Here is an 11,491-nt window from a genome sequence, read left to right on the forward strand (position 1 = left end):
AAAGGATTTTTAAAAATTTTTTTGAATAAAATTATTTATAAAATTATTATATAATACCGATGTAGTCTTATCAATATTCAAAATTTATCTTTTTAACCCTGTATAATTCAAAAGTTAAAAATAATGAACAATGATTTAATATTTAAATTGAACATTGTACTTACTCCAGAATGTATACGTAGCGGAGTGCATTGTCAAAGTAAAAAAAGAGCATTAGAGATTATAAGCGAATTAGCTGCAGAACAAATTAAAATTCCTTATCAAAAAATTTTTGACGCAATTTTAACACGTGAAAAAATGGGTAGCACTGGCATTGGTAACGGAATCGCTATACCTCACGGACAACTAGAAAAAAACATGACAAAAATTTTAGGAATTTTTATTAGTCTTGATCAACCAATTGATTTTAAATCTGTAGATAATCAACCAGTTGATCTTTTATTTGCTTTATTAGTACCATTTGATCAATGTAAAGATCATTTACATACACTTTCATTATTAGCGAAATATTTGAATAATAAGGAAATATGTGACATGTTACGTTCTGCAAAAAATGATAAGGAACTACATTTAGTTCTTACACAAGGTAAACATAAAAATATATAATAGCAAATCTACCGTGTAAAAAAAATTATTTTTGAATAATTTTTTTTGAATATATTACTGAAATTTTAATATATTCAAGTTTAAAATATCAATTAAATATTCGTCGCTACTTTTGTCCCTCCAATAATCATTTCATCTACTTTTAATGTGGGTTGACCAACATTTACAGGAATATTTTGACCATCTTTACTACACATACCCATTCCATCATCTAATTTTAAATCATTTCCTATCATTGATATTTTTTTCATAGTTTCAATTGCAGAACTAATAATAGTTGCACCTTTAATCGGTGTATTAATTTTTCCTTTTTTAATTAAATAAGCTTCAGAAGTAGAAAAAACAAAATTACCAGTTGTTATGTCAACTTGACCTCCACTAAGATTAGCAATATATAATCCATAATCAATGCTTTCAATAATCTCATTAGGAAGAAAATTACCAGGTAACATATAAGTAGACGTCATTCTAGGCATAGGAAGACAATTATATGATTCACGTCTTCCGTTTCCTGTTGGTTTAGTATTCATTAACTTTGCGTTGATTTTATCTTGCATATATTTTTTCAATATACCGTTTTTAATTAAAATATTATACTTTCCTAAAGTACCTTCATCATCTATTAGAATAGATCCACTTTTTCCATGTAATGTACCATCATCTACAATAGTACATATTTCAGAGGCTACTACTTCCCCAATTTTCTTATGAAAAATTGAAGTTTTTTTACGGTTAAAATCTCCTTCTAAACCATGACCTATAGCTTCATGTAATAAAACACCAGGCCATCCAGGACCTAAAACTACTGGAAATAAACCAGCTGGTGCAGAAACTGCAGAAAGATTAATTAAAGCGATACGTACTGCTTCTTTTGTCCAGAATTCAGCAAGGTTTAAGCCATTTTTTTTATTTTTAATAAAAAAATTATAGTCGTTTCTTGCCCCGCCTCCGCTAAAACCAGATTCATATTTTCCATTTTGTTCTACTAAAACTCCAATTGATAAACGAATAAAAGGTCTAATATCGCTTTTAAAAGTTCCATCTGTAGCAGCAATAATTATTTTTTCGTATTGTCCATTTAATTGTATGTTAACTTTTTTTACTCTTTTATCTGTCATACGTGCAATATGATTTATTCTTTTTAAGAAATCTATTTTTTCTTTATTTTTTATTGATGTTAAAGGATTTAAATTTTTACCAAAATTCAAACAAGAATGTTGAAAATTTTTTTTTATTTTCTGACTGTTTTTTTCAAAAGTAATATTACGTGCAGTTTTTATACTTTCAGATATAGAATCATAATCTATTTTATTCGTATAAGAAAATCCAGTTTTATCTCCAGCAATACCACGTACTCCAACGCCTTGATCAATATTATATGAAACATCTTTAATAATTGTGTCTTCTAATATCCAGTTTTCAGATGTATTCGATTGAAAAAATAAATCTCCATAGTCTATGTTCTTTACTGAAAATTGATCTAATAGAGAAAAGATATCTGATTTATTAAGATTATTTTCAATTAGCAAGTCTTGATTAATTATATTTTTTGTCATTTTTTTATAAAATTATAAGTAGTGTTTTTCAAATACAACTAAATTAGTTTACATTTTAAATATAAAAATAATTAAGTGTTAAAAAAACTTATTTTACATATTAAAAGTAATTCAGTTAAACACAAATATGAAATCGATTAAATGTTTTTTTTATCAAAAAAGAAAAAAATATCCAAAAAATTCCATTTTGAAAAGTTTCTAATAATATCTTTATTAAAGATTCAAACGGTTTTTTTAAAAAAAAACTTTCTAAAATGAAAGCAATATTATTTATAAGTAATAAAAAAAACATAATAATTAATGTTTTTTTCCATGAAACTAATTGATAAAAAAAAGAAAGTTTACATTGAATAAAGTAAATAAAAATTATTATTGAAAAAAAATGAACGCCAAAAATAAAACCTTTTAAAAAATCTATACAACAAGATGTTATAAAAACAGTTCTTAAATTTATACTATATGGTGTATTGATTATCCAATAAATTAAAATAATTAATAAAAAAGATGGTGAAGTATTATATAATTTATAAAAAAAAAATGTAAAAAAAATCCTATTAATAAAGATAACCATATAAGAGTAGTTTTATTAATAATAAAATTACTAGGTTTAAATCTGTTTTCTAACATTTTTTTTGTCCATATATAAAAAAATTTTAACTGTTTAGTATGTATTAATAAATGAGAATATATTCATAATAAAACATAAGAAATTTTATTAATACCAAATATTGGTTGTGCTTTAATAGATAAAGCGTTAATGTTCTCTAAATCTTTTTTAATTGATGAAATAAAAGCTACAGGATAACCTGGTGGAAATATTTCATCTAAACCAGATGTAACTATTAAATCACCTACTTTTGCATCAATAGTTCTGACTTCCGGGAAATATCTTAAACTTAAATGTTGATTCAATCCATTACCATAAATAATTGCATGAAGATTATTTCTTGCAATTTTTACAGGTAATGCATGAGATTTATCAAAAATCAATGCTACATTACTAGTTTTTTTATCTACATAACGAACTTGACCAACTATACCTAATCCATTAAAAACTGGTTGTCCTTTATAAATACCGCTATCACTTCCTTTGTTAATCATAATATAATTTTTTTTATCATTAATAATAAAAGAAAGAACTTGAGCAAATATTTTAGGATGATGTAAATTTTTTAATTGAACTGGTGCATCAAGTAATTGACGAAGTTGATTGTTTTCTTTTTTATAATTGTTCAAGATCAATATATTATGATTTTTTAACATCAATTCTTGATATAAAGTATCAATCTCTGATTGAAGTTTTTCATTTGATATTAAATATTTTGAAAATTTACTAAATTTTTCTTTAAAATTTTTTTTTATACATAAAATTGGTGATATTAATTGGTTAATATAACATTTTGTTTTGAATAATAATCCAAAACGTATATCTAATAAAATAAGTATTAATGTTATTACTAATAATGTAAAAAAATAAGATTTAGATAAGAATTTTTTATTAAAAAATAATTTCATAATATTTATGTATTCTTAATTTGGGAGTACAAAGTTACAACTTTATAAAAATAAAGGTTTATTCTATAAAAAAACAATAAGAATTAAACCTTATTTTTAAAATAATTTAATAAAATTAATGATATATATTATTATTCGCTAAATAAATCTCCTCCATACATGTCAATCATTTCTAACGCTTTTCCTCCTCCCCTAGCTACACAAGTTAAAGGTTCTTCAGCAACTATTACTGGAATTCCAGTTTCCTCCATAATTAATCTATCTAAACTTCGTAATAAAGCACCTCCACCAGTTAATACCATGCCTTTTTCTGAAATATCAGAAGCTAGCTCAGGAGGACATTTTTCTAATGCAACCATTACTGCACTAACTATTCCTGTTAACTGTTCTTGTAAAGCTTCTAAAATTTCGCTAGAGTTTAATATAAAACTCCGAGGAACACCTTCAGCTAGATTTCTACCACGTACTTCTATTTCACAAATTTTTTCGTTAGCATATGCAGAACCAATTTCATGTTTTATTCGTTCAGCTGTTGCTTCACCAATTAATGATGCATAATTACGACGTACATAGCTAATAATTGCTTCGTCAAAACGATCTCCTCCAATTCTCACAGAAGAAGAATAAACAACTCCATTTAAAGAAATTACTGCTACCTCTGTAGTTCCTCCACCTACATCTACTACCATAGACCCTGTTGCTTCAGAAACTGGTAATCCTGCTCCAATAGCAGCTGCCATTGGTTCTTCAATTAAAAATACCTCACGAGCTCCAGCTCCTTGTGCTGACTCACGAATAGCACGACGTTCAACCTGAGTAGCTCCTACAGGAACACAAACAAGAACACGTGGGCTTGGACGTAAAAAACTATTACTATGTACTTGTTTTATAAAATATTGTAACATTTTTTCAGTTACAAAAAAATCTGCGATTACTCCGTCTTTCATTGGTCGAATAGCTGCAATATTACCAGGAGTTCTACCTAGCATTTGTTTTGCTTCCTGTCCAACTGCTGCAACGCTTTTAGGAAAACCTGATCGATCTTGTCTAAGAGCAACTACTGAAGGTTCATTTAAAACAATACCTTGTCCTCTTACATAAATCAAAGTATTTGCAGTACCTAAATCAATGGATAAATCGCTAGAAAATATACCTCTAAATTTTTTAAACATTCTAAAAGATCATAAAGTTTAATAAAAATAATAAATAATATAATATATTTTACATTAAATATGTTATTTTAAAACAAAATATATCATATAAATATATAAGTATTTAAAAAAAAATCATAAAAATATTTTTTAAATTTACTTAAAATATACGATAATATACTAAAAATATGATGAAATTTTTTATAATTTATTATTGTTTTTTTGTTAATAAAATTTTGTTATCTAAATTTTATTAACAAAAAAAGTGCATTTTGAATGTTAGTTTTTGCAATAAATAATCTATGGAAAATTACATAATGAAAAAAAAATTTCATATTTTGATTTTAAATGGACCTAACATTAATTTGTTAGGTAATCGTGAAACAAAAATTTATGGAACAACAAGTTTGAAACAAATTGTTGATCAACTAATAATAAAAGGAAAAAAAAATAATATACAAATTAGTCATTTTCAATCTAATGCAGAATATAAAATTATAGAAAAAATACATAATGCTAAAATAGAAAATATAAACTATATATTATTAAATCCTGCGGCATTAACACATACTAGTATCGCATTACGTGATGCATTAATTGCAGTAAATATTCCATTTATTGAAGTACATATTACTAATATTTTTTCTCGTGAAAAATTTCGTCATCATTCTTTTTTTTCTGATATTTCATCTGGAATTATTTGTGGATTAGGAACTGATGGATATTTATTAGCTTTAGAATCAGTAATAAGAAAATTATCAATTTAAAATGGTACTAAATTTATGGATATTCGGAAAATAAAAAAAATTATTGAAATTGTTGAAAAGTATGGAATTTCTGAATTAGAGATTCAAAAAGAAAAAGAATCAATTCGCATTAATAGAGCGTCTCACGCTTCTTTTTATCATAATCAAATGTATCAAACATCAACTTCTTCATCTAATCAAAAATTTAACATATCTTCAAAAAATAATATCTCAAATATAGATAAGAAAATTGATTTAAAATGTTATGATGACATAAATAATTATGTTGTAAAATCACCGATGGTTGGAACGTTTTATAGAACACCTCACCCAGACTCTAAACCATTTATAGAAATTGGCAAAAATGTTAATATAGGCGATGTTTTATGTATTGTAGAAGCAATGAAAATGATGAACCAAATATCAGCAGAAATACCTGGTGTTGTACAAGCTATATTAGTTGAAGATGGTCAATCAGTTGAATTTGATCAACCAATAATGATAATTAAAAAATAAATAAGGAATCTTAGATGTGTTAGATAAAGTTGTCATTGCTAATAGAGGGGAAATAGCATTACGAATATTACGTGCTTGTAAAGAATTAGGCATTAAAACTGTTTCTGTACATTCTAGTATAGATTGCAATTTAAAGCATGTGTTGCTTTCAGATGAAAGTGTATGTATTGGTCCACCGCAATCATTAAAAAGTTATTTAAATATTCCTGCAATTATTTCTGCAGCTGAAATTACTGGTGCTACTGGTATTCACCCGGGTTATGGTTTTCTTGCTGAAAACGCAGATTTTGCTGAACAAGTAGAACAATCTGGTTTTATATTTATTGGGCCTAAATCAGAAACGATAAGATTAATGGGCAATAAATTATCTGCGATTAACACGATGAAAAAAGTTGGCGTTCCATGTTTACCAGGATCCAATGGACCATTAAGCAATAATATGAATAATAATCATAAAATTGCAAAAAAAATAGGATATCCTGTAATTATTAAAGCTTCTTCTGGTGGAGGTGGAGTAGGTATGCGTGTTGTTTTTGATAAAAATAAATTAGAAGATGCCATTAATATTACACGCATAGAAGCTAAATCTGCTTTTAATAATGATATTATTTATATGGAAAAATATCTTAATAATCCACGTCACATTGAAATTCAAGTATTAGGAGACTGTTTAGGAAACGCTATTTATTTATCTGAAAGAGATTGTTCTGTACAACGTCGAAATCAAAAAGTGCTAGAAGAAGCTCCATCTTTAGGTATCTCTAAAGAGATACTTTTTGAAATAAGTAAAAGTTGTATTCGAGCATGTTTAGACGTTAAATATTGTAATGCTGGAACTTTTGAATTTTTATATGAAAACAATAACTTTTATTTCATTGAAATGAATACTCGAATTCAAGTAGAACATCCAGTTACAGAAATGATTACTGGATTAGATTTAGTTAAGGAACAAATTCGAATTGCTTCTGGTTTTCCTCTTTCTTTAAAACAACATGAAATATGTATTAAAGGACATGCTATAGAATGTCGTATAAATGCTGAAGATTCTATTAATTTTTTACCTAGTCCAGGTAAAATAAAAAGATTTCATGCACCAGGAGGTTTAGGAGTAAGATGGGATTCCTATATTTATTCTGATTATAATGTACCATCATACTATGATTCAATGATTGGAAAACTAATTACATACGGAGAAAATAGACATGTTGCTATCATGAGAATGAAAAATGCTTTGTCAGAGCTTATTATAGAAGGTATTAAAACGAATATTGAATTGCAAATGAGAATTATTTCAGATCCAGTTTTTCACGCTGGTTGTATAAATGTACACTTTTTAGAAAAAAAGTTACAATCAATAAAAAAATGTGATTATTGAATAATGTTTTTTATATTTATGCCGAATCTAATTTTGGTACGGTTTTTTTTACTATAAAATTAGTAAAAACCAATTATTATATTTTATTCTATGTTTTGAATTTGTTCTCTAACTTGTTCTATTAATATTTTAAGTTCAATAGCAGAAGCAGTTATATTTTCGTTTATTGATTTTGAAGCTAGAGTATTTGATTCTCTGTTTAACTCTTGTATCATAAATTCTAATCTTCGCCCGACTATTTTTTTATCATTTAATATATTAAAAATTTCTTTAGTATGAATTTTAATTCTATCAAGTTCTTCTGATATATCCATTCGACATAACATCATTAAAAGTTCTTGTTCAAACCGATGAAAATCGTTATTTATTGGAATTTCTTTCATTTTCTTTAATAAACGATTTCGTTGAAATTCAATAACGATAGGAATATTTTTAAAAATTTTTTTAATCTCAGTTAACATAGACTTTAATTTTTTTTCAATAATTGTTTTTAATATTGCACCTTCTCTTTCACGTTGATGAATTAAATTATCCAGTGTTGTATCGAAGTTTTCTAAAATTTCTGAATTAAATTGATTAATTTTAAATTTTTTTACTGAAATAACGCCTGGCCATTTCAATATTTCTATTAAATTAATAATACCTGGATGATTTTTAAGAACTATAGAATCAATTAACTTTGTAATATTTCTTATTAATTTTTTGTTGATTATAAAGTCATTTTTCATAAACTTTTTTTTTTCAAAATGAAGAGTACAATCTATTTTACCTCTAGATAAACGTTGACGTATTTTTTTTAAAATATTTTCTTCTAAATTACGTAATATTTCTGGTAAGTTAATGTTAATTTCTAAATAACGCTGATTAACAGAACGTAATTCCCATAAAACGTCCCCCCATTTGTTTTTTTTTTCATAACGCGCATAAGCGGTCATACTATGAATCATAATGATTAGTACTTAATAATTTATGTTAAAATTAAACAATAGTATATTGTATTTTTTATTAACTGTCTTTTTCATTTATGTATTCTATTATATTTTATATTATAAATATATTAAAAATATATATTTTATTTTTTTCTTTTACAATTATGTAAAATTTTTATAAAATTTAATCTACATATAACATTTTAAAAAAAAATAGTATGAATAATTGGAAAGATGATTTTATTAAGTTTGCTATTAGTAAAAAAGTATTAAGATTTGGAAAGTTTTTTTTAAAATCTGGTAGAATAAGTCCATATTTTTTTAATATTGGTGCATTAAATAATGGTAAAGATTTAAATATTTTAGGCGAATTTTATGCAAAAGTTTTAATAAATATTAACGTTGATTTTAACTTGCTTTTTGGTGCCCCTTATAAGGGAATTATTAGTGCAATTGTAACATCAATGTCTTTGTATAATACTTATAATCGTAAAGTAAACTATAGTTTCAATCGTAAAGAACAAAAAAAACATGGAGAGCAAGGATTACTAATAGGAAGTAGTTTTCAAAAAAAAAAAATTATATTAATTGATGATGTTATAACTTCTGGCAGTTCTATTAAAGAGTTGATAAACAATGTATGCAATTATAAAAAAACTTCAATTGTGGGTATTTTAATTGCTTTTAACCGTCAGGAAAAAAAAAATAACGACTTTTTTGTTTCTTCTGATACCTTACAAAAATATTGTATTTATTCTATTATTACACTAAATGATGTTATCAATTATATGCAAAAAAATATTGAATATAATCAAGAACTTATCGCTATTGATACATATAAAAAAATATATGGATTATAATAATCACTTACATTATAAATTTTAATTCGTTCCAGAATGACCAAAACCTTTTTTATTACGTATAGTTTTTTTAAATGTATTTACTATTTTAAATGTTATTTGAGTTATTTTTACTAAAATTAATTGTGCTAATCTATCACCTGGTTTTATAAAAAACTCTTTTTTACTATGATTCCATAAAGATAAAAATAATTCACCCTGATAATCAGAATCTATAATGCCTATGGTATTACCTAAGATAATACCATTGTTATGGCTCAGGCCTGATCGAGGAACAATCATACCTACAAAATTTTTATCTGCAATATAAATAGCAATTCCAGCAGGGACTAAAATAGTTTCATCTGGATGAATTATTTTTTCTTCTGTTATAGAAGCGCGTAAATCTATACCAGCTGATCCAATCGTTGTATGATTGGGTAAAGGGAATATTTTTCCAAAACGTTGATCAATTATTTTTATTTCTATTGTTTTCATTACATTACCTAATATTTTAATAATTTTAGTACAATTATTTATTAATAATTTTTTTTGTTTTTGGATATTTTTTTGATATGGATTATATCCATGATTATAAATAGAATATTATAAATATTTTTTTAATATTAATAAAATAATAATTAAGTAATAAATCTTTTTTTAAATTATCAGTTATTAAATTTATATATATATTCAGTTATTTTTATATTTTAAAAATTTTTAAAATAAATTAGATTAAAAAATATTTATATATAATAGCTTTAATTTATATAAATTCTTATAAGAATTTATGTTTTTTTTTTAATTTTAAACCATTTGATTAATTTATATATCGCATGATATATTCATTCATTAAGTCAGAAAAATAGTAATCTATACAATAAATAAAGATTAAAAGTAGTAATCTTACAATGAATAATAAAGCTAAAAAATTAAAGTGATTATTAAATTCATCAAGTTTTTTATACAATATAATTTTTAATATTTATAAAAAATTTATATATTAAGCTATTTATATAAAATATTTTGTTTTAACTAAAAAATAAAAAAATTATTATAATGTATCAACGTTTTTTTATATTTTGTAATAAATGTATTGAATATAATATTTTAAGTAAAATAAAATTACTGTAAATATTAAAAATTTTTTCATTATATTTTATCAAAAATTTTCGCTATTATACAAATATTTAAGGATATAAATATGTCAAAAATCTGTCAAATTACTGGGAAGAAACCTATGGTAGGTAATAAACGTTCTCATGCTATGAACGCAACTAAATGTAGATTTATACCAAATTTACATTTACATCGCTTTTGGCTTGAAAATAAAAAACGTTTTATTACTCTTCGAGTATCTGCTAAAGGAATGCGTATTATTGATAAAAATGGAATTGATGAGGTTCTGCAAAAATTATCATTATTAAAATAAGGTAAAAATATGGCTAAGGGTGGTCGTGAAATAATAAAATTACTTTCATCAATTGGAACAGGACATTTTTATACTACTACTAAAAATAAACGAAATAAATCTACAAAGATATCTTTAAAAAAATATGATCCTGTTGCAAGAAAACATGTTATATATAAAGAAAAAAAAATTAAATAATTTTATTGAAACCCTAAATTATTAGGGTTTTTTTTTATAAATAATTAAAAAAACTTTTTATTTAATGCTTTTTGAACAATTTTAGGAAGGAAAAAAGAAACATCTCCTCTATTAAGGACAATTTCTTTTATTAAAGAAGAAGAAATTGAAGAATATTGTTTTGAAGAAATTAAAAAAATAGATTCTAACTTTACAAAAAGATGTTGATTCATCCGAAATAATAATTTTTCGTTTTCAAAATCAATAAAATTACGTAAACCTCTGATTAAAAAGTTAATGTTATTCATTTTAGCAAAATCAGCTGTTAAACCTTTAAAACTTACTACCTCTATATTTTTAATATTTTTAGTTACTTCTTTAACAAGAAATACACGTTCTTTTAAAGAAAACAAAGTTTTTTTTTTATGTTATGGGAAACACCGATAGTAATATGATTAAAAATTTTTATAGAACGATTTAATATTTCAAGATGTCCGTTTGTAATTGGATCGAACGTACCTGGATAAATTGCTTTTATTGTCATATAAGTTTTAAATAAAATAAAATAATAAAAAATAGCATTTTTTTGAATTATATCAATTTTTTTTGATATTCTAAAAGAATTAATATTCCAATAAAATATTTACAATTCTTTTGATAGAAAGAAAAA

The 11,491-nt window shown here is 24.2% G+C and carries 13 protein-coding genes and 1 pseudogene; 7 read left to right on the forward strand and 7 right to left on the reverse strand.

The genetic code is table 11. The annotated features are described in order from the left end of the window. Positions 1-123: 123 nt before the first annotated feature. Entirely contained in the window at positions 124-606 is a 483-nt protein-coding gene (ptsN, locus tag TGUWTKB_RS02330) for a PTS IIA-like nitrogen regulatory protein PtsN (protein ID WP_173402093.1), read from the forward strand. A gap of 92 nt (positions 607-698) precedes the next feature. On the opposite strand, the gene tldD is transcribed toward ptsN, so the two are convergent. From tldD to TGUWTKB_RS02350, 4 genes are all read right to left on the reverse strand, one after another. Beyond that, on the reverse strand, positions 699-2,162 hold the full coding sequence (tldD, locus tag TGUWTKB_RS02335; protein WP_041063198.1) for a metalloprotease TldD: 1,464 nt from the start codon (positions 2,160-2,162) through the stop codon (positions 699-701). Between the two features lie 115 nt (positions 2,163-2,277). Beyond that, complete coding sequence (mreD, locus tag TGUWTKB_RS03450) at positions 2,278-2,733, reverse strand: rod shape-determining protein MreD (RefSeq protein ID WP_041063200.1); 456 nt, start codon at positions 2,731-2,733, stop codon at positions 2,278-2,280. 119 nt (positions 2,734-2,852) lie between these two features. Next, positions 2,853-3,677 carry a rod shape-determining protein MreC gene (mreC, locus tag TGUWTKB_RS02345; RefSeq protein WP_052459565.1) on the reverse strand — a complete coding sequence of 275 codons (825 nt, stop codon included), beginning with the start codon at positions 3,675-3,677 and terminating at the stop codon, positions 2,853-2,855. A gap of 131 nt (positions 3,678-3,808) precedes the next feature. Then, positions 3,809-4,849, reverse strand: coding sequence for a rod shape-determining protein (locus tag TGUWTKB_RS02350; protein WP_041063203.1), 1,041 nt, complete (start codon positions 4,847-4,849; stop codon positions 3,809-3,811). A gap of 296 nt (positions 4,850-5,145) precedes the next feature. On the opposite strand from TGUWTKB_RS02350, the gene aroQ reads away from it, so the two are divergent. The 3 genes from aroQ to accC are packed head-to-tail and all read left to right on the forward strand — an operon-like array spanning position 5,146 to position 7,465. After that, positions 5,146-5,595, forward strand: coding sequence for a type II 3-dehydroquinate dehydratase (aroQ, locus tag TGUWTKB_RS02355; RefSeq protein WP_041063206.1), 450 nt, complete (start codon positions 5,146-5,148; stop codon positions 5,593-5,595). A 15-nt stretch (positions 5,596-5,610) separates the two neighbouring features. Further along, positions 5,611-6,090, forward strand: coding sequence for an acetyl-CoA carboxylase biotin carboxyl carrier protein (gene accB / locus TGUWTKB_RS02360; RefSeq protein WP_041063209.1), 480 nt, complete (start codon positions 5,611-5,613; stop codon positions 6,088-6,090). A gap of 16 nt (positions 6,091-6,106) precedes the next feature. Further along, the gene (gene accC / locus TGUWTKB_RS02365; protein ID WP_041063211.1) at positions 6,107-7,465 is read left to right on the forward strand and encodes an acetyl-CoA carboxylase biotin carboxylase subunit; all 1,359 of its coding nucleotides are present in this window, start codon (positions 6,107-6,109) and stop codon (positions 7,463-7,465) included. An 83-nt stretch (positions 7,466-7,548) separates the two neighbouring features. On the opposite strand, the gene TGUWTKB_RS02370 is transcribed toward accC, so the two are convergent. Next, positions 7,549-8,400 carry a YicC/YloC family endoribonuclease gene (locus TGUWTKB_RS02370; RefSeq protein WP_232501622.1) on the reverse strand — a complete coding sequence of 284 codons (852 nt, stop codon included), beginning with the start codon at positions 8,398-8,400 and terminating at the stop codon, positions 7,549-7,551. A 212-nt stretch (positions 8,401-8,612) separates the two neighbouring features. Between TGUWTKB_RS02370 and pyrE the strand changes: the two genes are divergently transcribed. After that, complete coding sequence (gene pyrE / locus TGUWTKB_RS02375; RefSeq protein ID WP_041063217.1) at positions 8,613-9,254, forward strand: orotate phosphoribosyltransferase; 642 nt, start codon at positions 8,613-8,615, stop codon at positions 9,252-9,254. Between the two features lie 21 nt (positions 9,255-9,275). On the opposite strand, the gene dut is transcribed toward pyrE, so the two are convergent. Further along, positions 9,276-9,731: a dUTP diphosphatase gene (gene dut, locus TGUWTKB_RS02380; protein WP_041063220.1), complete on the reverse strand. Its 456-nt coding sequence runs from the start codon at positions 9,729-9,731 to the stop codon at positions 9,276-9,278. Positions 9,732-10,437: 706 nt separating this feature from the next. On the opposite strand from dut, the gene rpmB reads away from it, so the two are divergent. Together rpmB and rpmG are read left to right on the forward strand one after the other, a co-directional pair. Next, positions 10,438-10,665 (forward strand): 50S ribosomal protein L28, encoded by a 228-nt coding sequence (gene rpmB / locus TGUWTKB_RS02385; RefSeq protein WP_041063223.1) that lies wholly within the window; start codon positions 10,438-10,440, stop codon positions 10,663-10,665. Between the two features lie 9 nt (positions 10,666-10,674). Then, positions 10,675-10,842: a 50S ribosomal protein L33 gene (rpmG, locus tag TGUWTKB_RS02390; protein WP_041063226.1), complete on the forward strand. Its 168-nt coding sequence runs from the start codon at positions 10,675-10,677 to the stop codon at positions 10,840-10,842. Positions 10,843-10,886: 44 nt separating this feature from the next. Here the strand turns inward: rpmG and coaD are convergent. Beyond that, positions 10,887-11,365 (reverse strand): annotated as a pseudogene (coaD, locus tag TGUWTKB_RS02395) (pantetheine-phosphate adenylyltransferase). Positions 11,366-11,491 lie beyond the last annotated feature (126 nt).

Origin of the sequence: Candidatus Tachikawaea gelatinosa (assembly GCF_000828815.1) — a bacterium.
Taxonomy (GTDB): domain Bacteria; phylum Pseudomonadota; class Gammaproteobacteria; order Enterobacterales; family Enterobacteriaceae; genus Tachikawaea; species Tachikawaea gelatinosa.

Excerpts from the sequence above, each read along its gene's own strand:
- pyrE (WP_041063217.1), top strand. The coding sequence starts at position 8,613 with ATGAATAATTGGAAAGATGATTTTATTAAGTTTGCTATTAGTAAAAAA.
- dut (WP_041063220.1), bottom strand. The coding sequence starts at position 9,731 with ATGAAAACAATAGAAATAAAAATAATTGATCAACGTTTTGGAAAAATA.
- tldD (WP_041063198.1), bottom strand. The coding sequence starts at position 2,162 with ATGACAAAAAATATAATTAATCAAGACTTGCTAATTGAAAATAATCTT.
- rpmB (WP_041063223.1), top strand. The coding sequence starts at position 10,438 with ATGTCAAAAATCTGTCAAATTACTGGGAAGAAACCTATGGTAGGTAAT.
- TGUWTKB_RS02370 (WP_232501622.1), bottom strand. The coding sequence starts at position 8,400 with ATGACCGCTTATGCGCGTTATGAAAAAAAAAACAAATGGGGGGACGTT.
- rpmG (WP_041063226.1), top strand. The coding sequence starts at position 10,675 with ATGGCTAAGGGTGGTCGTGAAATAATAAAATTACTTTCATCAATTGGA.
- mreC (WP_052459565.1), bottom strand. The coding sequence starts at position 3,677 with ATGAAATTATTTTTTAATAAAAAATTCTTATCTAAATCTTATTTTTTT.
- accB (WP_041063209.1), top strand. The coding sequence starts at position 5,611 with ATGGATATTCGGAAAATAAAAAAAATTATTGAAATTGTTGAAAAGTAT.
- aroQ (WP_041063206.1), top strand. The coding sequence starts at position 5,146 with ATGAAAAAAAAATTTCATATTTTGATTTTAAATGGACCTAACATTAAT.
- ptsN (WP_173402093.1), top strand. The coding sequence starts at position 124 with ATGAACAATGATTTAATATTTAAATTGAACATTGTACTTACTCCAGAA.
- TGUWTKB_RS02350 (WP_041063203.1), bottom strand. The coding sequence starts at position 4,849 with ATGTTTAAAAAATTTAGAGGTATATTTTCTAGCGATTTATCCATTGAT.
- mreD (WP_041063200.1), bottom strand. The coding sequence starts at position 2,733 with ATGGTTATCTTTATTAATAGGATTTTTTTTACATTTTTTTTTTATAAA.